Genomic DNA, 19,787 nt, shown 5'->3' with positions numbered 1-19,787 from the left:
GTTCAGTTCGGTTTTGTTCAATTTTGCTCAATTTTGCTCAGCCAGCCGGACCACGCAGTCCACGCCGACCACGCCATCGGCGCGCACGAACAGCGGATTGATCTCGGCCTCCAGCACGCGCACGCCCTCAAAGGCCGCCAGCCGGGAAAAGCGCACGATGGCATCGGCGAGCGCCCCGACGTCCCCGCGCGGCAGCCCGCGGAAGCCGCGGATCAGCGCGGTGCTGCGCACTTCGCCGATCATCTCCATGGCATCGTCGTGCGTCACCGGCGCCGGGCGCAGGCTGACGTCCGGACGTAGCTCGGCCGCGATGCCGCCCGCGCTCAGCATGACGATGGGCCCCACCAGCGGATCGTCCCGGTAGCCAAGCATCAGCTCCAGCAGCTTGTCCTCCATGCGCTGCACCAGGATGCCGTCGAGCCGGGCCTGCGGCGCGGCGCGGCCGACATCCGCCAGGATCCCCGCCATGGCGCGCTGCAATTCCTCCGTATCGCGCACGCCGACGCGTACGCCGCCCACGTCCGTCTTGTGCAGGATGTCGCGCGAGCAGATCTTGGCCACCACCGGATAGGGAATCTTGTGCCTGCACTCGCCCACCGGCATCAGCGCCAGGGGCGCGACCGGCACGCCCAGCGCCGCGAATGCGCCGGCCGCCTCGTACTCCGAAAGGTTGCCCACCACGGGCAAGCCCGCCGGCCAGCCGAGCGGCGCGATGGCCTCGTCAGCCTCGGGGTGCGCCCGCGCGGCCTTGAACAACTGCGCCAGCGCGTCCGCGCAGGCCTCCGGCGTGCGGAAGGCCGGGATGCCCGCTGCCTGCAGCACCTGCAGCGACGCACCGGCCTCCGGCGCGAGGAACGCGATCAGCGGCTTATGGCCGGCCCCGGCGGCTTCCACCATGGGCCGTACGGCAAGCTCCGGGTGAAACTGCGCGGATGAACCCGCCACGCACAGCACGGCGTCGCACCAGTCGCTCAGCAGCAGTTGCTCGACCAGGTCCTTGTACTGCGCGCTGGTCGCCGCCAGCGTCAGGTCGATGATGGGCGTCTGGCGGATACGCACGCCGCGCCCGGCCATGTGCGCCACGAAGGCATCCGGCGGCGCCACGGCGTCGATCTGGGACAGGCCCAGGCGATCCACCACGGTGGCCGCGCCGCCCCCCGTGGTGGTCACCACGGCCACGCGGGGATTGCGCTGGAACGCGGGCACCCACTGGCCATAACGCAGGGCCAGCGGCGCCGCTTCGAACAGCGTCTCCAGCATCTCCACGCGCATCACGCCGTACTTGCGCAGGAAGGCATCCACGGCGGCGTCGTTGCCGGCGAGTGCGCCGGTGTGGGACTGGGCCAGCGCCTCGCCCTGCGCCGAGCGGCCGAGCTTGTAAGCGATGACCGGCTTGCCGGCCTGCCGCGCGCGGCGCAGCGCCGGCCCGAGCACGGCGGCGTCCCGGATCGTCTCCAGGAAGAGCAGGATGACCTTGGTGGCGTCATCGTCCACCAGCAGGTCGACCAACTCGCCCACGCCGATGTCGCTCTCGTTGCCGACCGACACCAGCTTGGCAAAGCCCAGCCCGCGCGCGGCGCCTCGCGACAGCAGCGCGCCCAGCATCGACCCGCTTTGCGAGATCACGCTGATGCTGCCGGCGTGCAGCTCGTCCATTTCCAGAACGGCATTGACGGACAGCACCGCGCCGGACGCCACATTGACCACGCCGATGCTGTTCGGCCCGATCAGGCGCACGCCCAGCGCCCGGGCCTTGCGCACCAGCGCCTGCTGCGCGGCCATGCCGGCCTCGCCCACTTCCGCGAAGCCGTCCGAGAAGACCGTCACCACCTGCACGCCCTTGGCCGCGCATTGCTCCAGCGCGGCTTCCACGTGCTTGCCCGGCACCATGACAAAGGCATGCTCCACCGGTCCCGGCACCGCCGCCAGGCTGGGATAGGCCTTCTCGCCCAGCACTTCGGCGCGAGTGGCGTTGATCGGGTAGATGGTGCCCCGGTAGCCGTGCTTGCGCATGAAGCGCATGGGCCGGGCGGTGTTCTTGGTGATATCGCTGGACGCGCCCACCAATGCCACCGTGTCCGGCGAGAACAGCGCCTTGGCCAGGCTGGCGGATTTTGCCGGGGCGCCTTGTGGGTCCATTTCAGCCATGGTTGTCTCTGCAGTCATCGGGTTCATGCTTCACGCCGCGCCGAGGCCGGCGAGCCGCAGCCCGCGTACGCTGCCGGTGTCCAGTTGCCACAGGGCAGCCAGCAAGCCCTCGGCGGTGCCGCTGCCGATCACCGGCGCGGCCAGCTCCATGAACTTGTCGCTTAGCGTGGCGTCGTCCAGCGGGGATTCGGGATCGCCCTTGCGGTAAGGGGCAAACAGCGCATGGCGCACGCCGCTCTTGCACAGGATCTCAACGCGCGCCGCGCGCTGGCGCGGGAATGCCGCTGTCAGTTCCGGGTCCGCATGCAGGGTGACGCGCTTCATCAGTTGCCGGATCTGCGGGTCGCGCAGGCGCGCATCGGAGAAGGCATCGAGCCGCACTGCCCCGCGCAGGATGCCATGCGAGACCACATAGGGCAGGCTGAAGCGCGCTTCGAACGCGGTAACGGGATTGGCGTTGCCGGTCACGTCGATGGTGGCCTGGTATGCCCACACGGTGACCGCCTCGATATCGGCGCCATCGATGCCATGCTCGCGCACCAGTTCGATCGCCGCATCGATGGCGGCGAAGGTATGGCCGCAGCAGCCGTGGTTCTTCTGCGTGATGCTCAGGACGTTGTAGGTGGTGCCCAGCCCCTGCCCCACCGTCGACCAGTCGGGGCTGCCGCACAGCGCCGCGCCGAAGCCGGCCGAGCCTTCCAGGATGTCGTGCACGCCATTGACGCCCACGGCAGCGCCCTGCGCCGCCTGCACGCCCACCATGGCGGCGTGCCCGGCGTGCAGCGCCTTGGTCATCGCATCCGAGCGGAAGGCCTGCTGCAAACCCGAGGCAAAGGTGGCGGAAGTAGCCAGCGCATTCGCGGCCACGCGCGCGTCTCCCGGCGCCAGCAGCAAGGCGCTGGCCGCCGCGCTGCCGAAGCAGCCCACGGTGCCGGTGGTATGGAAATAGCGATAGTGCGCGGGCTGGATTGCTGCGCCGATGCGGGTGGAGACCTCGTAGCCTGCCACCACCGCCCGCAGGAAGGCCTCGCCTGGGGCATCCCGGTCTTCGGCCAGCGCCAGCGCGGCGGAGATGGTCGGGCAGCCGGGATGGTAGACCGCGTCGCGGAAGATATCGTCGAATTCCGCGGCATGCGACGCGCTGCCGTTGATCCAGGCGGCCGTGGCCGGGAACGCCGTCATGCCATGGCCGATCACGGTGGCCGCGCCCACGCCCAGCTCGGCGCGATGCGCCTCGACGAGGTTGGTCCCCGGCGACATGCGCGTGCCGGGAAACAGCGCGGAAAACCAGTCGATCACGGCGCGCTTGCCATAATGGAGGACCTCGGGCGACAGTGTGCGCCGTCCCTCAGCGCCGACGTATTCGGCCAGTTCATCGATCACCATGCAGTGCTCCTCATCATTGTTTGTCTCGTTGGCGGCTTGATGGCACATTGCCTGCCGCCTTGACCCCGATGTTAGGGATCGCCCGCCGGGGAGCTTTGAAATTTGGTGAAGGCTCCCGAGCACGGTGGCGAAATGGCATGCACCGGGGCCGCACAAGCATGGCTGCCGACGCATTTGGCGAACGACCTGCCGCGCCCGGGAAAATCCGGTTTGACGTTGGCGGCGAGCCTGCATAGCATGGCAGGCCATCCCTGGCGCCTTCGTGCGCCACGCCCGCCGCGCACAGTCGCACACGGACGCACGTAGACCCACCTAGCCCCACCTAGCCGCAGACACCCGCATGGATATCGCCTCCCTGGAAGTTCTCATCGCCGCCGTCGAGGAAAAAAGCCTTTCGCGCGCAGCCGAACGCCAACATCTCGTCACCTCGGCAGCCAGCAAACGCATCTCCGAGCTGGAGCGCCAGGTCGGCACCGCGCTGCTGGTGCGCCATGGCCGCGGCGTGGAGCCCACGCCGGCCGGCGCCATGCTCTACCAGCATGCCAGGGCCATCGTCCGCAGCATCAAGCTGGCCGAAGAGGCGCTCGTCACCTATTCGATGGACGGCATCGCCAAGATCCGCCTGGCGGCAAACCGCTCCACCATCCTCCAGTTCCTGCCCACCGATATCAGCGGCTTCCTGCACAGCGCGCCGGACAGCCGCATCGACCTGATCGAATCGTTCAGCTTCGACATTCCGCGCATGGTCTCCAACGGCGACGCCGACATCGGCATCTATCACGCCGAAGCGCCCAGCCCCGGCGTGTTCTCCCTGCCCTACCGCTCGGACCGGGTGGGACTGGTGGTGCCGCGCGGCCACCCGCTGGAAGCCAAAGGCTCGCTGCAACTGGAAGAAGCGCTGGATTACGACTTCCTCGGCTATTTCCCGCGCCATACCTTCGATGCCTTCCTGCAACTGGCGAACAGCACCATCTCGCGGCCGCTGACGGTCAAGACGCAGGTATCGAACTTCGAGGCGCGCTGCCGGATGGTGCGCGAGGGGCTGGGCATTGCCGTGGTGCCGGAGGGCATCGCCAAGAACTACCTGTCGATGATGGGGCTGAGCCTGCTGACGCTGACCGATGCGTGGGCCACGCGCAACTTCTATGTTTGCGTGCGCGACCGGCAATCGCTGCCGGCCGGGACGGCCAAGCTGCTGGACTACCTGGGCCAGTGCGCGACAATGGAGCGGCATTACCAGCGCTCGCGCTAGGCCAGGCGGCGGCGCGCTGAAGGCCCGCGCCATCATCATGAAAGAAAGCAGCGTTTCTATTTAATCAACGCTGGACGAGACCAGCTTCGTACCATGTCTCTGGTGGCACGCGCCAAAGTAGCGCGGGCCGAAACCACCTCTATTCTCGTGGAGACAGACATGACCCTGCCACAGCGGCTAGCCGCCGCCGCGCTGCTTTCGCTTGCCATCGCCGGTGCCAGCACCGGCGCCAATGCCGAAACCTATCCCAGCAAACCTATCCGTATCGTGGTGTCGTTCTCCGCGGGTGGCACCACCGATATCCTCGCCCGCGAAGTCGGCAACCAACTCGGCCAGAGCCTGGGGCAGACAGTGATCGTCGAGAACCGGCCGGGAGCGGGCGGCAACATCGGCACGGAGTTCGTCGCCAAGAGCGCGCCGGACGGCTATACGCTGCTGGCCACGTCGGTGGGCCCGGTCGCCATCAATCCCACGCTGTACCCCAACCTCAAGGTCAACCCGCAAACCGCGCTGGCCGCGGTCGCGCCGATCGCCGACGTGCCTAACGTGCTGGTGGTGCATCCGAGCGTGCCGGCCAGCGACGTCGCCCAGTTGGTGGCCTATGCCAAGGCAAACCCCGGCAAGCTGAACTTCGCTTCCACGGGCGTTGGCACCGCCGCGCATTTGTCCGGCGCGCTGCTCAACGAGCGCACCGGCGCCAACGCCGTGCATGTGCCCTACAAGGGCGCCGATGCCCTGAACGACCTGCTGGCCGGGCGCGTGCAGTTCATGTTCGCCACCATCCCGTCGGTGATGAGCCATATCCGCGCGGGGCAACTGCGCCCGCTGGCAGTCACCAGCGCCAAGCGCGCCGAAGCGCTGCCCGAGACGCCGACCATGGCCGAGGCCGGCGTGAAGAACCTGGTAACCGGCGCGTGGTTTGGCCTGTTCGCCCCCAAGGGCACGCCGCCCGATGTGGTCGCCAAGCTGAACAAGGCCGTGGCCAGCGCCGTGAATAGCCCCGATATCCGCAAGAAGTTCGTCATGCAAGGCGCGGAACCGATGCAATACACACCGGATGCGTTCGGCAAGTTCGTGGCGGCCGAGTACCAGGCCTGGCGGCCGATCGTCAAGGCGAGCGGCGCGCGGATCGACTAGCTGCAGGCGTCAGGGGCCAGCGCTATCGCCACAGGTTCGTCCTGGCCAGGTCCACCACCTCTGCGCCGCGCCCATCGATGATCGCCCGCAGCAGGTAAAGGCTGAAGCCCTTGGCCTCCTTGGTGGTGATGCTGGCGCCGTGCAAGAACTATGGAAGATACATGGCGCGTGGGGAGCTGGACGGCTAACTGGACGCGCACAATGTGTCAATCAAGGGGCACGAGCCGGTGCCGCCATTGGCGTGGCATTGCCCGATCAACCTGTGCAGGTCGGTACGCAGCGCCTGCAACTCCAGCAGCCGCGCTTCCACCGCCTGGAGCTTGCGCTCGGCCAGCGTGCGCGCGGTCCCGCACGTGCTACCGTCATTGAGTTGCAGCAAGGCGCGGATTTCATCCAGCGTGAATCCAAGCGCCTGGGCTCTGCGGATGAAGATCAGCCGCTGCAGGCTTTCACGTGGATATTGCCGGATGGCGCCAGGCGCTCGCTGTGGGACCGGCAAGAGGCCGCACCGGTGGTAGTAGCGCACCGTTTCCACGCCCACATTTGCCGCCTTGGCCACCTGCCCGATCGTCAGTGTCGATGCCATCGCTTGACTCCGTACCTGAGTACGCACCTAGACTACGTGCAAGCTGGCCTTAAGGGAAGGGGATGGGCAAAGTCCTGCTGCACTCGATCATCACCTGTCCACATTGCGGACACCGGCGCGCCGAGAACATGCCCACCGACGCGTGCCAGTGGTTCTATGCGTGCGAGCGCTGCAACGCCGTGCTCAAACCCAAGCCCGGGGACTGCTGCGTGTTCTGCTCCTATGGCGATACCCGCTGCCCGCCGCGCCAGCAAGAACCTGGCCAGCGCAAGCGATGCTTCGCGCCTGCTCCCTGACCCCTCATCGCCCCCCTCGCACCATGCTATGTCCAAGCTGCAGGAAATCTGACTTGTCAGCGACAACGCTGGAGATAAACGGGCCGGAGGTGGGCGCGTCCATCCTCCTGACCGTGCTCAAGTGCCCCGCGTGCAGCGAAGGGGTGATTGCGGAAAACGAGCTTCAACGGATCTTGCGCAAAGCCCGCGAGCCGGCCGGGAGCAGCCAGCCGGGTCCTGCCTTGCGGCCGCGGGAGTCCGGCGCTGGCCACTGACCCTCACTGACCCTGGCACGGGCCCGCAGCTCACATCCGCGCCCTCTGCCTGCCCTTGAGCGCACTGCGCAGGTAGTCTGCCAGCGCCACCACGTTGGCCGGCGTGGCGGGTTCCCGTTTCCACACCAGCCCCACGTCCATCGACGGCACCTTGTCAGCAATCCCGCGCCGCACAATCCGCTGCCCCTCCAGCGACCAGGGCCGGTAAACCAGGTCGGACAGGATGGCGATCCCGCGACCGGCCGCGACCAGGCTGCGCACCGCCTCGATCGAGCAGCTCTGGTAGCGGACCTGGGGCGCCAGGCCATATTGCCCCCAGTATTTGCCGACCGTAGCGATATGCTCGTCCATGTCGAGCAGGATGTAGTCATGCCGTGCCACGTCCGCCAGGGCGATGCGGTCCGCCATCATCAGCGGGTGCTCGGGGTGGCCCCATAGCTGCCTTGGCGAGCGCAGCAGCGTCTCGCACGTGACGTGGTCGAGCCCGGGCAGGTTCGAGACCAGGAGCAGGGCAATATCGATCTCGCCACGCAAGATGCCCCGCTCGATGTCATGGCGCTCCCGCTCCAGCACCTCAAGCCGGAGCCCGGGAAACTTTCGCTCGATGGATGCCAGCAGGCCGGGCAGCACGTAGGCCGTGATGGTCTCCGTCACGCCCATGCGCACCGTGCCTTTGATATCGACCGGCGCCACGCTGACGGCTTCCACCGCATCCAGCACGGCGTCCTCGATCTGCTGCGCATGCCGCAGGAAACGCGTACCGGCCTCGGTAAGGCGCACGCCGCCGGCATGCCGGGCAAACAACCGCACACCCACCGCCTCCTCCAGGGTCTTCAGCGAGGCCGTCATGGACGACTGCGAGACATGGCAGCGAAGCGCCGCGCGCGACACCTGCCCGGTCTCGGCAATCGCCACGAAATGCTGCAGTTGCTTCAAAGTGGGGAGCATCGATTTTTCCGATATTGCTATGTCGAAATTATGAATTAGAAATACTTCCCCATGCTAGCTAGCATCCAGTCAAGAGACAAGATGCGGTGACAACCATGATCCAGGAAGATAAGCGCGGCTACTGCACGTTGTGCCGCTCCCGATGCGGCACGGTCAACGTAGTGGCCAACGATGCGCTGATCGCCGTGCGCCCGGATCCCTCGCATCCGACGGGCAAGGCGATGTGCATGAAAGGCAAATCCGCGCCGGAACTGGTCCATAGCGCGGACCGTGTCCTGTACCCGATGCGCCGGACCAACCCCAAGACCGATGCCGATCCCGGCTGGCAGCGCATCAGCTGGGAGGCGGCCCTGGCCGAGGTCGCGCAGCGCATGCTGCAGGCCAGGCGCGAGGTTGGCGCCGAGTCAGTGGCGTTTGCCGTCACCACGCCGAGCGGCACGCCGCTGTCGGACAGCATCGACTGGATCGAGCGGTTTATCCGGCTCTTCGGCAGCCCCAACACCTGCTACGCCACGGAAATCTGCAACTGGCACAAGGACTACGCGCACGCCTTCACCTTCGGCTGCGGCATGCCGACCGCGGATTACCGCAACGCGGAGCTCATCGTGCTGTGGGGCCATAACCCGACCAATACCTGGCTGTCGCAGGCCGAGGCGATTGGCGCCGGCAGGGCCGCCGGGGCGAAGCTGCTGGTGGTGGACCCCAGGGAAACGGCGCTGGCGAGCCAGGCGGAGCAATGGCTGCGCGTGCGGCCGGGCACGGACGCCGTGCTCGCCCTGGCGATCGCCAACCTGCTGATCGAAGCCAATGCATTCGACCTCGGCTTCTTGCGGCAATGGACCAATGGCCCCTTGCTGGTGCGCAGCGACAACGGGCGCTTCCTGCGTGGCCGCGACGTGGGGCTGGCCGATGGCGATGCCTACCTGGTCTGGGATGCCCATGCCGGGCAGGCCCGGCCGTCGTCGACGCTGGCCGGTGGGGACAACGAGCGGGTTGCGCTAAGAGGCACGTTCGAGGTGAGCCACGCCACGGCCACGCTCGCGTGCCGCCCCGCCTTCGACCTTTACGCCAGCGAATGTGCCCGCTATCCGGCCGACGTGGCCGCCGCGCTGACCTGGGTGGCGGAGGCGGATATCCGCCATGCGGCCAGCCTGTTCGGCGCGGCCAGGCGCGTGGCCTATCACGCCTGGTCCGGCGTGGGCCAGCACGACAACGCCACCCAGACGGACCGGGCAATCGCCTGCCTCTACGCCTTGACCGGCAGCTTCGACAAGCTGGGCGGCAACCGCATCTATCAAAAGCCGCCGTACAACCCGGTCAGCAGTTTCGACCTGCTGCCGCCAGCGCAGAAGAGCAAGGCGCTAGGCCATGACGCGAGGCCGCTCGGCCCGCCCGCGCAGGGATGGGTCACCGCGCGCGACCTTTACCGGGCCATCCTGCACGCGCAGCCTTATGCCATACGCACCCTGGTGGCATTCGGCACCAACCCCCTGCTCTCGCAAGCCGATGTGGAAGACGGCGAGCGCGCCCTGCGCAGCCTGGACTTCTACGTGCATTGCGATTTGTTCGAGACGCCCAGTTCCCGTTACGCCGATATCCTGTTGCCGGTCAACACGCCGTGGGAGCGCGAAGGCCTGCGCATCGGCTTCGAAATCTCCGCCGAGGCCGAGCAACTGGTGCAACTGCGCCAGCGCATGGTGTCGCCGCGCGGCGAGTCGCGCTCGGACAATGACATCGTGTTCGGCCTTGCCGTCAGGCTGGGCATGTCGGAGGCGTTCTTCGGCGGCAGCCTGGAGGCAGGATGGAATCATATGCTCGCCCCTTCCGGCCTGACCGTGGGCCAGTTGCGTGAGCAGCCGGAAGGCATCCGCGTACCCGTTGCAGACGTGGAGCGCAAGTATGCGAGCCGGCCGCGCGAGCGCGCTTTCCATACACAAACGGGGCTGGTCGAGCTCTACTCCGAGCAGCTGCTGCGCCACGGCTATCCGCCACTGCCACGCGCCGGCCAGCAGCCCGAAGAGGCTGACGACGCAAACGGCCTGTCTGGCGATGCCTATCCCTTCGTCCTGACCTCGGCCAAAAGCGGCTACTACTGCCACAGCCAGCATCGCGGCCTGCCCTCGCTGCGGCGCCGCGCGTTGCAGCCCGAAGCGGAAATCCCGGCGGCGCTGGCAGCCGCGCGCGGCATTGCCAGCGGCGATGCGATCCGGGTGACCACGGCCATCGGCAGCGCAAGGTTTATCGCCAAGATCAGGGAGGGCCTGCATCCGCGCGTGGTGGTCGGGGAGTTTGGCTGGTGGCAGCGTTGTGATGGGCTTGGCCAAACCGCGCTGGATGCCACGGGCCCGGGCAACAGCAACTACAACGGCCTGATCGCAGCGGACAGCATCGACCCGGTCAGCGGCTCCGTGCCGCTGCGCGCCTACCGTTGCAATGTGGAGCGCGATCCCGCTTTTGACGTGGCGCGCCGCCGGTGGGACGGTTATCGCGCCTTCCGCGTTGCCAAACTCGTGAAGGAGGCCTTTGAGGTCACGTCGGTGTTCCTGGAACCCGCCGACGGCGGCGGCCTGCCGGACTTCCAGCCGGGCCAGCATGTGACGATCAAGCTCACCGTGCCACCCGCCGGCGAAGAAGTAGTGCGTTCGTATTCGCTTACCGGCCCCGCCGTCTTGCCGGGGCGGCGCGGCTACACCATCTCCGTGCGCCGCGCGGCGGGCCGGTCGGATACCGGCGAGGCCGTATTCGGGCGCGCCTCCTCGCATATCAACCTCTGCCTTGCAGTTGGCGATACGGTCGCCCTGCGCTCGCCATCCGGCACCTTTGTCATGCCGGTGCGCACCCGGCGGCCGCTGGTGCTGCTGGCCGGCGGGATCGGCATCACGCCGTTCATCTGCCTGCTCGAATCGCTGGCCGGCCTCGCCGATCCGCCGAAGATGCTGCTGCTGTACGCGAACCAGAACGGCGCGGCCCATGCGTTCCGGTCGCGCGTCCGGGCGCTGCGGCAAACCCTCCCGGGGCTGGAGGTCGTCAACTTCTATGACCGTCCGGCGGCATGCGACGTGCCCGGCGTCGACTACGACGTGGCCGGGCGCGTCAGCGCCGAGCATGTCCCAGCCAGGCTGCTCGGCCAGCGCCCGCTCGTCTACATGTGCGGCCCCGCGCCGATGATGACCGCCTTCGCCGATGCGCTTGCCGACCGCGGCGTGCCGAGCGCCGACATCTTCCGGGAAGTGTTCCGCTCGCCCGAGCGCATGGTCGCCGGGCCCGACCAGCAGTTCAACGTGGTGTTCGCCAGATCCGGCACCACCAGCACCTGGCGCTGCGCGGACGGACCCTTGCTGGGCTTCGCCGAAAAACTCGGCCTGGCCTTGCCCAGCGGCTGCCGGGTCGGCCAGTGCGAGAGTTGCGCGGTGTCCATCGTGTCCGGCCGCATCCGGCACCTGCATGGCGAGGAACCTGAGGATGCCGGCGTGTGCCTGGCGTGCCAGGCCGTTCCCGCCAGCGACATCGTGCTGAATGCCTGATCGCACCCGGCGCTGCCGCCCTTCTTCCAACCCCACCCAAGCCAACATGTTGATACTCGACTCCGACACCACCCGCGCGCTGTTGCCGTTCGGCAAACTCGTGCCCGCCCTGCGCGACGCGTTTATCCGCGGCTGCGAGGTCCCGAAGCGCCACAGCCATGCCATCGATGCGCATGGCGCGGCGCCGGGAACGATGCTGCTGATGCCCTCGTGGCAAACCGGCGCCTACCTCGGCGTGAAGACCGTGACCATCTACCCCGGCAATACGCAGTCCGGGCTGCCGGGCTTGTACTCGACCTACCTGCTGCACGACGCGCGCACCGGCCAGCCGCTGGCCATGATCGATGGCAACGAGATCACGTCCCGGCGCACCGCCGCCGCGTCGGCGCTGGCGGCCTCCTATCTGAGCCGGAAGGAGGCGGCGTCGATGCTGGTGCTCGGCGCGGGCCGCGTCGCCAGCCTGTTGCCCCATGCCTATCGGGCCGTCAGGCCGATCGAGCGTGTTGCCGTCTGGGATATCAACGCGAGCCAGGGCGAAGCGCTGGCGGCACGGCTACAAGCCGACGGCTTCGACGCGCGCTTTGCCCCGACCATCGCCGCCGCCTGCGAAGACGCGGACATCGTGACCTCGGCCACGCTCTCCACCTCGCCGCTCGTGCAGCGCGCGTGGCTCAGGCCCGGCACCCACCTGGACCTGATCGGCGGCTTCACGCCGGCCATGCGCGAGGCCGACGACGACTGCTTCGATGCCACCTCCGTCTTCGTCGATACCAGCGAAGCCGTGCTCAAGGCCGGCGACCTGCTCCACCCGATCGGGGCTGGCGTGCTCATGGCGGCAGACATCCGGGCCATGCTCGCGGATCTGTGCCAGCAGCGCCATCCCGGCCGCACGAATGACACCGAGATCACCGTCTTCAAGGCTGTCGGCACCGCGCTGGAAGATCTCGCGGCCGCGGTCATGGCCTATGAAGGATTCGAAGGCTCGCACGGCACCACGCCGCGCGTAAAAGCCATGGCAATGTAAGGAGACAACCATGAAAAGCACCCCCCTATCGCTGGACACGCCGGACAACCCGAGCCGCGGCGGGCTGGAGCGGCTGGCCGTCAAGGTCACCGACTGGTCCGAGCGCTGGTTCCCCGACTCATACATCTTTGCCGCCATCGCTGTGATCGTCGTGGCGCTCGGCGCGATGGCCATCGGCGCGCCCACGCAAAGCGTGGCGCGGGCGTTTGGCGACGGCTTCTGGAGCCTGATCCCTTTCACCATGCAGATGGCGGTGGTGGCCATCTCGGGCTATGTGGTGGCGGCCTCGCCCCCGGCCTCCCTGCTGATCGAGCGGCTGGCCGCCCTGCCGCGCACCGCGCGCGGCGCCATCGCCTTCGTCGCGCTGGTCAGCCTGCTGGCCTCGCTGCTCAACTGGGCCATCAGCCTGATCTTCAGCGGGCTGCTGGTGCGCGCCATGGCACGGCGCACCGGGCTGCGCGTGGACTATCGCGCGGCCAGCGCCGCCGCCTACCTGGGGATGGGCGCCACGTGGGCGCTGGGACTGAGTTCGTCCGCGGCTCAGTTGCAGGCCAATCCCGCCAGCCTGCCCAAGTCGCTGCTGGATGTCACCGGCGTGATTCCGTTTTCGCAGACCATCTTCCTGTGGCAATCGATGGCCATGACGGCGGTACTGATCGCTGCCTCCTTGCTGGTGGCGTACTTTTCAGCGCCGGTGGGCGAGCGCGCGCGCACCGCGCAGGACATGGGCGTGGATCTCGACGATGCCGGCGACGGCATTGGCCGCCCTACGCGCCCCGGCGAATGGCTGGAATACAGCCCCTTGCTGACCCTGCTGATCGTCGCCCTCGGCGCCGGATGGCTGGTGCACGAATTCACCACCAAGGACCCGATCCTCGCGATCTCCAGCCTCAACACCTATAACTTCCTGTTCCTGATGCTCGGGATGCTGCTGAACTGGCGTCCCAAGCGCTTCCTGCGCGCGGTGGCCAGGTCCGTGCCGTCCACCGCTGGCGTGCTGATCCAGTTTCCGCTGTATGGCGGCATCGCGTTCATCCTCACCAAGGCAGCCGGCGTGGATGGCACGACGCTGTCGCACCATCTGGCGTCGGCCTTTGTCTCGGTCGCCACCAAGGAATCGTTTTCCGCGGTGATGGGCGTCTATTCCGCCGTGCTGGGCTTCTTTGTGCCATCGGGCGGCGGCAAGTGGGTGATCGAAGCACCATACGTGATGCAAGCGGCCAACGAGCTGCAAGTCCACCTGGGCTGGGCCGTGCAGGTGTACAACGCCGCGGAGGCGCTGCCCAACCTGATCAACCCGTTCTGGATGCTGCCGCTGCTGGGCGTGCTGGGGATCCGGGCCAAGGACGTGGTCGGGTTCACCTTTACCCAGTTGCTGGTCCACGCGCCGCTTGTGCTGTTCATGCTGTGGGCGTTTGCGTCGACCTTGCCCTACCATCCGCCCGTGATGCCTTGATGCGCCTTGGCCAGCGTGGCCAAGGGATCCCGTTCCCGGTTTAAGATGCTGGTTTTCCGGCCGGCGCGACCGGCCAACTTCTCCCCTCCACTCTGCCAGCTGACACATGAAGAAGATCGCACTGCTACTTGCCGCCCTGGGAATGGCTTCCATCGCCCACGCTGCCGCCCCGGGCGCGGAAACCCTGCCGTCCGGCATGTCCATCCAGCACATCGTCAAGGGCACCGGCGCCACGCCCAAGGCCTCGGACGTGGTCAAGGTGCACTACCGTGGCACGTTGACTGACGGCACCGAGTTCGACAGCTCCTACAAGCGCGGCCAGCCGATCTCGTTCCCGCTGAACCGCGTCATCCCCTGCTGGACCGAAGGCGTGCAAAAGATGCAGGTCGGCGGCAAGGCCAAGCTGGTCTGCCCGGGGCCGACCGCCTACGGCGCGCGCGGCGTGCCCGGCACGATCCCACCGAACGCCACGCTGAACTTTGAAGTCGAGTTGCTGGGCATCGGCAGCTGACGCGACGCGGCCTCACCGCTTTTCGTAACGCCCCGGCCTCCCGGCCGGGGCGTTACTTCGCCGGGCCAGACAAAGTCAACCCAGGCACATGCCACACCCACGGCCAGAAAAGTAAAGTCAAGAGGCTGCCCCGCCCGGCAGTGCTGCCAGTCTTACTCGTCAGCGCCGCCGGGCGCCATGGAGCGGCGCTTGCGCGTGACCACCAGGGGTGCCTGGGTGGAGTTGCCATCGGCCGACACGCGTGGCGTGCGCGGGCCTGCGCCGGGCGTGCGCGGGCCGGTGCCGGGCGGGCGCGAGCCGCCACCGGGAGGACGCGTGCCGGTATCCAGCTGGATAGTCGAGATGGCGCGCTTGTAGATGGTCTGCATGCCACCGGGTGTGCTGAGCATCACCACGAACGCGTCGAATGACTCGATGGAGCCGACGAGCCGGATGCCGCTGACCAGGTACACCTGTACACGCTTGCGCTCTTTGCGCGTGGTGTTCAGGAAGGAGTTTTGCGGGTTGGTGTCGTCAAGCTGCATGAGATATTGAGAATAAGGCAGACGAAGGGCTGCGAGGGAAAGATGGCTACTGCGGCGCAGCTTCGTCGGCGGTGCACCGATGCACAATATCGGTGCTCGCGCGCTAACGCAAGATGAATCACGCACGCCGGGATGGCGTCGCATCATGATTGCTTACAGTGGCTAGGCTTGCCATTCTAGCGCAAGCCGGGTGCAGTTTCCCGCGCAAGGAGCGTGCCAACGCTTCCGCCGGCCCGGCTGCAGGCCACATGATTGCCCTGGGACAACCCGCCGGGCCGCCAGGCGAGCGTCCTTTCGCGCCGGGCGCTTTGCCCTTAACATGTCCGCCCACGATCCAGCAGGCTCCCTCATGAAGCTCAACCAGCTGCGCGCCCTGGCCGCCGTTGCCGAAACCGGCAGCATCCAGGAAGCCTCGCGCATCCTTCACCTGACGCAGCCCGCGCTGAGCAAGGCCATCAAGGAGCTGGAGAGCAGCGTCGGCGCCACCTTGTTTGTGCGCTCCAGCAAGGGCGTGCAGTTGACACCCTACGGGCAGCGGCTGGTCTCGCATGCGCGGCTGATCAGCGAGAATGTGCGCCGCGCGCGCGAAGACCTGGAAGACATGAAAGGCACGGTGCAAAGCGAGATCACCGTGGGGGTGACGCCGGTCACGGCGCTGATGCGGCCGATGGCGGCCTGCCTGAGCACGTTTCGCCGCGAGTTTCCGAACGCCCGCCTGCGGGTGCTGGAGATGCGCCCGGCGCAGTTGCTGGAGCACCTGCGCGAGGGCACCATGGATTTCGCGGTGACCTCGCAATTGCTGCCGGCGGACCGCGGGCTGGACTGCACCCAGGTGTGCCGCCTGCTCACCGTGATCGCCGCGCGGCGTGGGCATCCGCTGCGCACGGCGCGTTCGGTGCGCGTGCTGCAGCAGGCGGACTGGGTGGCACTGGATCCGCTGTCCGATGCCAGCTCGCCGTTTCATCAACTATTTGCAGGCAATGGCCTGGGCGTGCCGACGCGGGTGGTCGAATGCACATCGATGGCCCTGGCGCTGGACCTGTGCTGGCAGGTGGACACCCTGATCCTGCTTTCCAGCGAATCGCTTGGCAGCGAGTACATCACCGAGCGGATGGATTTCATCGAGGTCGCCGAGCCGGTGCCCGACCGCATCATCTCGCTGGTCACGCGCGACCGGCATGTGCTGACGTGGGCGGCAGCGCGCCTGCACGACGCCGTGCTGCAAGCGCTGGCGGGCCACTATCCGCCACCGGCCAACCCCACCGCCCCATGAGCGGGCCCGCATGCGCCGGCAATGTGCAGTGGGCCAGGCAATGCCCCAGCCCTGCGCAGGCGCAGCATGATGCCAACCCGCCCTCCGGACCAAAACCCATAACATTCAATTAGTTACGGGCCATAACCAAATCGAAGGGCAATGAAAACAAGCGAATTGCCCCACGCCGCGCGCCGCCTCGAAGATGGCACATCACACCGGTTCTGGTGTGCCATGCCAGGAGAGCGAGGCGATGGGATCGGAAGCAAGCGGGAATTGCAAAGGCACACGCGGTAAAACAGCGACACCGGCACCACCAACGGCGCCACCAACGGCTCGCTCTTCACGCGCTACGCCACGCACCTTCCCCTACCTGCGCGCCGGCTGGGTCTTCAGCAAGGCGCTCGCCAGCTACACCGTCACCTGGTGCCCGTCAGCCACCCCGGCGACGACCCCATGACCGCGGCCATCGGCATTGCGCACCGCTGTTAAACCCCGCGCGCCGCATCCGGCAGCCTGCCTGATTCCCAATGCTCATACCCATGAAAAAAAGCGATGTGCTTATCTGCCGCGTGGCTCTTACCATGCCCCCACACCGAGAGCAACGGGGCCACGCCGCACCCATTGCCCATCTACCCCACCCGAGGAAGACAGCATGACCGTTGCCCACACCGCGCCAGGCCATCCGGCCGGCGCCGCGCCCGCCACCGGCGCCACTGCCGCCCGCCCGCATTCCCGACGCGCCATCGTTGCCGCCGCCATCGGCAACGGGCTGGAAATCTACGACTTCACCGTCTACAGCTTCTTTGCCGCCACCATCGGCAAACTGTTCTTCCCGTCCAGCAGCCCGCTGGCATCGCTGCTGCTGTCTTTCGCCACCTTTGGCGTCGGCTTCGTGATGCGCCCGCTGGGCGCCGTGCTGATCGGCAACCTGGCCGACCAGCGCGGCCGCAAGGCGGCGCTCACGCTCACCATCGTGCTGATGACGGTGGGCACGGCGCTGATCGCGCTCACGCCCACCCATGCCAGCATTGGCGTGGCCGCCACCGTGCTGGTGGTGATCGGCCGGCTGCTGCAAGGCTTGTCGGCTGGCGGGGAAATCGGCGCCGCATCCGCCCTGTTGCTGGAGACAGCCAACAAGCGCAACCGTTGCTTCCTGGTCAGTTGGCAAGCCGCCACGCAAGGCGGCGCCGCGCTGCTGGGCGCGCTGACGGGTGCCGCGGTCTCGGCCTCGCTCAGCCCCGAAGCCATGCTCGCGTGGGGCTGGCGCCTGCCGTTCATGCTGGGCCTGCTGATTGCGCCGGTTGGCATGTATATCCGCCGGCACCTGCAAGAAACCTACGAAGGCGGCAGCGCGCATGGCGGCGTGGGCAAGGTGTTCCGCGAGCATGGCCGCACGCTGCTGCTGGGCATGCTGCTGATGACTGGCAGCACCTCATCCATGTACATCATGGTGTTCTACATGCCCACCTACCTGGTGAGCGCGCTGCATATGCCGCCCGTCACCGCCTTCCTGGCGGCATGCACGGCCGGCGCTGCCATGCTGGTGATGGCGCCCTTGTTCGGGCTGCTGGCCGACCGGCTGCCGCGCCGCAAGCCGCTGCTGTTTGCCGGCGGGCTGACCTCCCTGGCGCTGGTGTATCCCAACTTCACGCTGCTGTCCTCCGGCCCCAGCCTTGCACTCACCATGGCGCTGATCGGCGGCGCCGTTACCCTGATGTCGGTTGGCAGCGGCGCGGGTGCGGCCCTGATGATGGAAGCGCTGCCGCGCCACCATCGCGCCACCGGCATGTCGGTGATGTACAGCTTTGGCGTGACCGTGTTCGGCGGCTTCGCCCCGCTGATCGTGACCTGGCTGATCAGCGCCACCGGCAGCAACATGGCGCCTGCCGGGTACCTGATGACGGCCTCCTGCGTCAGCCTGATCGCGCTGGCGCTGTTCCCCAGCCACCCCGGCCGCGACTGACGCGCGGCGCAAAACCCATCCCATCCGAACGCACGACCCACACCTTGCAGCCATGACCAAGCACCCAGGAAACATCCCGCTGGCACTGACCGAATCCGCCGAGCGCTTCGCCGAACTGCGCCATCGCATCCACGCCCATCCGGAACTCGGCGCCGACATGCCACGCACGGCCGAGATGGCCGCCGCGCTGCTGCGCGAGTGGGGCTATAGCGTGCACAACGTGGGCGGCCACGGGCTGGTGGCGCAACTGAAGGTGGGCAACGGCGCGCGCGCCATCGGCATCCGCGCCGACATGGACGCGCTGCCGCTGCAGGAGCGCACCGGCCTGCCCTACGCCAGCCAGGTAGCAGGCCGCATGCACGCCTGCGGCCATGACGGCCACACCGCCACGCTGCTGGCCGCGGCCGAGTACCTGGCCGCCACGCGCAATTTCGACGGCACGCTCAACCTGATCTTCCAGCCCGACGAGGAAGGCATGACCGGCGCGCTCGCCATGATGAACGACGGCCTGTTCGAGCGTTTCCCCTGCGACGCGATCTACGCCTTCCACAACGCGCCCGGCCTGCCGGTAGGCATGGCGGTAGTGCAAAGCGGCCCGATGGGCGGCTCGTCGGACCGCGCCACCATCACCTTCCGCGGCAAGGGCGGCCACGGGGCCATGCCCCACCGCGCCACGGATCCCACGCTGGCCCTCGCATCTACCGTGGTGGCGCTGCAAGGCATCGTGGCGCGCAACGTGGCGCCGGTCGACGCAGCGGTGATCAGCGTGGGCCAGATGCAGGCCGGCAGCACCTACAACATCATTCCGGAGACCGCAGCGCTGAAACTGAGCGTGCGCGCTACCGTGCCGGAGGTACGAGACCTGCTGGAGACCCGCATCCGCGAGGTGGTGATGCACCAGGCCGCCTCCTGCGGCGTGGCGGTGGACATCGACTACGAGCGCCTGGCGCCCGCGATCTGCAATACCGTGGAAGAGACCGCCATCGCGCGGCAGGCCGTGGCCAGCGTGCTGGGCAGCGACAAGGTCATCCAGGTGCCGCCATCCATGCAGATGGGCAGCGAGGATTTTGCGTGGATGCTGGAGAAGATGCCGGGGTGCTATTTTGCGCTGGGCAATGGCACCGGCGAGTGGGTCGGCTGCTCGATCCACAACGACGGTTATGACTTCAATGACCAGTTGATTCCGTTGGGCGCGGCGTGTTGGGTGGCGTTGGCGCAGGGGTATTTGCGCGGGTGAGTATTTGCGGAACCTGCAATGTGGCCGGTTTGCTTTCCCATTTGTGGGAGAGCAAGCCGGGGAGAGGGCAGGCGCTAGCTACGCCGTCGTGCTGGAAAAAACCATTGGCTCCGATTCCAGTGGCTCCTAGTCAAACCGCCCCTCTCCCCAACCCTCTCCCCAACCCTCTCCCCAACCCTCTCCCCGTGAGGGGCTGAGGTTTGCCCACAAATCGGCGTCCTCGATAAGGCAGTGCTACTTGTAAACACAATCTGACGGTGTTAACTTCAGTCGACCTCTTTGACCA

Annotated in this window: 16 protein-coding genes; 10 read left to right on the top strand and 6 right to left on the bottom strand. The window is 67.4% G+C overall.

What is annotated here, in order from left to right; all coding sequences use genetic code 11:
* Positions 1-27: 27 nt before the first annotated feature.
* Together ACYP5B_RS24445 and ACYP5B_RS24440 are read right to left on the bottom strand one after the other, a co-directional pair.
* Complete coding sequence (locus ACYP5B_RS24445) at positions 28-2,148, bottom strand: acetate--CoA ligase family protein (RefSeq protein ID WP_459571376.1); 2,121 nt, start codon at positions 2,146-2,148, stop codon at positions 28-30.
* A gap of 30 nt (positions 2,149-2,178) precedes the next feature.
* Positions 2,179-3,534, bottom strand: a complete 1,356-nt coding sequence (locus tag ACYP5B_RS24440) for an MmgE/PrpD family protein (protein WP_459571375.1) — start codon at positions 3,532-3,534, stop codon at positions 2,179-2,181.
* A 340-nt stretch (positions 3,535-3,874) separates the two neighbouring features.
* On the opposite strand from ACYP5B_RS24440, the gene ACYP5B_RS24435 reads away from it, so the two are divergent.
* Together ACYP5B_RS24435 and ACYP5B_RS24430 are read left to right on the top strand one after the other, a co-directional pair.
* Positions 3,875-4,786: a LysR family transcriptional regulator gene (locus ACYP5B_RS24435; protein ID WP_459571373.1), complete on the top strand. Its 912-nt coding sequence runs from the start codon at positions 3,875-3,877 to the stop codon at positions 4,784-4,786.
* Between the two features lie 159 nt (positions 4,787-4,945).
* The gene (locus ACYP5B_RS24430) at positions 4,946-5,923 is read left to right on the top strand and encodes a Bug family tripartite tricarboxylate transporter substrate binding protein (RefSeq protein WP_400099204.1); all 978 of its coding nucleotides are present in this window, start codon (positions 4,946-4,948) and stop codon (positions 5,921-5,923) included.
* 22 nt (positions 5,924-5,945) lie between these two features.
* Here the strand turns inward: ACYP5B_RS24430 and ACYP5B_RS24425 are convergent, their stop codons facing one another.
* Entirely contained in the window at positions 5,946-6,068 is a 123-nt protein-coding gene (locus tag ACYP5B_RS24425) for a hypothetical protein (RefSeq protein WP_459571444.1), read from the bottom strand.
* Positions 6,069-6,107: 39 nt separating this feature from the next.
* On the bottom strand, positions 6,108-6,509 hold the full coding sequence (locus ACYP5B_RS24420; protein ID WP_459571372.1) for a MerR family transcriptional regulator: 402 nt from the start codon (positions 6,507-6,509) through the stop codon (positions 6,108-6,110).
* Positions 6,510-6,571: 62 nt separating this feature from the next.
* Here ACYP5B_RS24420 and ACYP5B_RS24415 point away from each other — a divergent pair, with 62 nt between their 5' ends.
* Positions 6,572-6,805: a GDCCVxC domain-containing (seleno)protein gene (locus ACYP5B_RS24415; RefSeq protein ID WP_400100647.1), complete on the top strand. Its 234-nt coding sequence runs from the start codon at positions 6,572-6,574 to the stop codon at positions 6,803-6,805.
* Between the two features lie 284 nt (positions 6,806-7,089).
* Here ACYP5B_RS24415 and ACYP5B_RS24410 read toward each other — a convergent pair whose 3' ends face one another.
* Entirely contained in the window at positions 7,090-8,007 is a 918-nt protein-coding gene (locus tag ACYP5B_RS24410) for a LysR family transcriptional regulator (RefSeq protein ID WP_459571371.1), read from the bottom strand.
* A 95-nt stretch (positions 8,008-8,102) separates the two neighbouring features.
* Here ACYP5B_RS24410 and ACYP5B_RS24405 point away from each other — a divergent pair, with 95 nt between their 5' ends.
* The 4 genes from ACYP5B_RS24405 (at position 8,103) to ACYP5B_RS24390 (ending at position 14,522) form a co-directional block, all read left to right on the top strand.
* Positions 8,103-11,531, top strand: a complete 3,429-nt coding sequence (locus ACYP5B_RS24405) for a molybdopterin-dependent oxidoreductase (RefSeq protein ID WP_459571370.1) — start codon at positions 8,103-8,105, stop codon at positions 11,529-11,531.
* Between the two features lie 46 nt (positions 11,532-11,577).
* Entirely contained in the window at positions 11,578-12,555 is a 978-nt protein-coding gene (gene lhpI / locus ACYP5B_RS24400; protein WP_459571369.1) for a bifunctional Delta(1)-pyrroline-2-carboxylate/Delta(1)-piperideine-2-carboxylate reductase, read from the top strand.
* 10 nt (positions 12,556-12,565) lie between these two features.
* On the top strand, positions 12,566-14,011 hold the full coding sequence (locus ACYP5B_RS24395) for a short-chain fatty acid transporter (protein ID WP_459571368.1): 1,446 nt from the start codon (positions 12,566-12,568) through the stop codon (positions 14,009-14,011).
* A gap of 106 nt (positions 14,012-14,117) precedes the next feature.
* Positions 14,118-14,522: an FKBP-type peptidyl-prolyl cis-trans isomerase gene (locus tag ACYP5B_RS24390; protein ID WP_400100638.1), complete on the top strand. Its 405-nt coding sequence runs from the start codon at positions 14,118-14,120 to the stop codon at positions 14,520-14,522.
* Positions 14,523-14,674: 152 nt separating this feature from the next.
* Here the strand turns inward: ACYP5B_RS24390 and hfq are convergent, their stop codons facing one another.
* The gene (gene hfq, locus ACYP5B_RS24385; protein WP_400100636.1) at positions 14,675-15,046 is read right to left on the bottom strand and encodes an RNA chaperone Hfq; all 372 of its coding nucleotides are present in this window, start codon (positions 15,044-15,046) and stop codon (positions 14,675-14,677) included.
* A 349-nt stretch (positions 15,047-15,395) separates the two neighbouring features.
* Here hfq and ACYP5B_RS24380 point away from each other — a divergent pair, with 349 nt between their 5' ends.
* The 3 genes from ACYP5B_RS24380 to ACYP5B_RS24370 all read left to right on the top strand — a co-directional run bounded on the left by ACYP5B_RS24380 (position 15,396) and on the right by ACYP5B_RS24370 (position 19,501).
* Entirely contained in the window at positions 15,396-16,319 is a 924-nt protein-coding gene (locus ACYP5B_RS24380) for a LysR substrate-binding domain-containing protein (protein WP_459571367.1), read from the top strand.
* 634 nt (positions 16,320-16,953) lie between these two features.
* Positions 16,954-18,264 carry an MFS transporter gene (locus ACYP5B_RS24375; protein WP_459571365.1) on the top strand — a complete coding sequence of 437 codons (1,311 nt, stop codon included), beginning with the start codon at positions 16,954-16,956 and terminating at the stop codon, positions 18,262-18,264.
* A 52-nt stretch (positions 18,265-18,316) separates the two neighbouring features.
* Complete coding sequence (locus tag ACYP5B_RS24370; RefSeq protein ID WP_459571364.1) at positions 18,317-19,501, top strand: M20 aminoacylase family protein; 1,185 nt, start codon at positions 18,317-18,319, stop codon at positions 19,499-19,501.
* Positions 19,502-19,787 lie beyond the last annotated feature (286 nt).

The sequence above is a fragment of the Cupriavidus sp. 8B genome, assembly GCF_054589115.1.
Note: the sequence above shows the minus strand (reverse complement) of the source record. Positions and strands in the feature narration are given on the sequence as shown.

Bases quoted from the DNA above. Each gene is read 5' to 3' on its own strand.
- ACYP5B_RS24430 (WP_400099204.1), top strand. From the start codon at position 4,946: ATGACCCTGCCACAGCGGCTAGCCGCCGCCGCGCTGCTTTCGCTTGCC.
- ACYP5B_RS24370 (WP_459571364.1), top strand. From the start codon at position 18,317: ATGACCAAGCACCCAGGAAACATCCCGCTGGCACTGACCGAATCCGCC.
- ACYP5B_RS24440 (WP_459571375.1), bottom strand. From the start codon at position 3,534: ATGGTGATCGATGAACTGGCCGAATACGTCGGCGCTGAGGGACGGCGC.
- ACYP5B_RS24445 (WP_459571376.1), bottom strand. From the start codon at position 2,148: ATGGCTGAAATGGACCCACAAGGCGCCCCGGCAAAATCCGCCAGCCTG.
- ACYP5B_RS24405 (WP_459571370.1), top strand. From the start codon at position 8,103: ATGATCCAGGAAGATAAGCGCGGCTACTGCACGTTGTGCCGCTCCCGA.
- lhpI (WP_459571369.1), top strand. From the start codon at position 11,578: ATGTTGATACTCGACTCCGACACCACCCGCGCGCTGTTGCCGTTCGGC.
- ACYP5B_RS24435 (WP_459571373.1), top strand. From the start codon at position 3,875: ATGGATATCGCCTCCCTGGAAGTTCTCATCGCCGCCGTCGAGGAAAAA.
- hfq (WP_400100636.1), bottom strand. From the start codon at position 15,046: ATGCAGCTTGACGACACCAACCCGCAAAACTCCTTCCTGAACACCACG.
- ACYP5B_RS24390 (WP_400100638.1), top strand. From the start codon at position 14,118: ATGAAGAAGATCGCACTGCTACTTGCCGCCCTGGGAATGGCTTCCATC.
- ACYP5B_RS24420 (WP_459571372.1), bottom strand. From the start codon at position 6,509: ATGGCATCGACACTGACGATCGGGCAGGTGGCCAAGGCGGCAAATGTG.
- ACYP5B_RS24380 (WP_459571367.1), top strand. From the start codon at position 15,396: ATGAAGCTCAACCAGCTGCGCGCCCTGGCCGCCGTTGCCGAAACCGGC.
- ACYP5B_RS24415 (WP_400100647.1), top strand. From the start codon at position 6,572: ATGGGCAAAGTCCTGCTGCACTCGATCATCACCTGTCCACATTGCGGA.
- ACYP5B_RS24395 (WP_459571368.1), top strand. From the start codon at position 12,566: ATGAAAAGCACCCCCCTATCGCTGGACACGCCGGACAACCCGAGCCGC.
- ACYP5B_RS24375 (WP_459571365.1), top strand. From the start codon at position 16,954: ATGACCGTTGCCCACACCGCGCCAGGCCATCCGGCCGGCGCCGCGCCC.
- ACYP5B_RS24410 (WP_459571371.1), bottom strand. From the start codon at position 8,007: ATGCTCCCCACTTTGAAGCAACTGCAGCATTTCGTGGCGATTGCCGAG.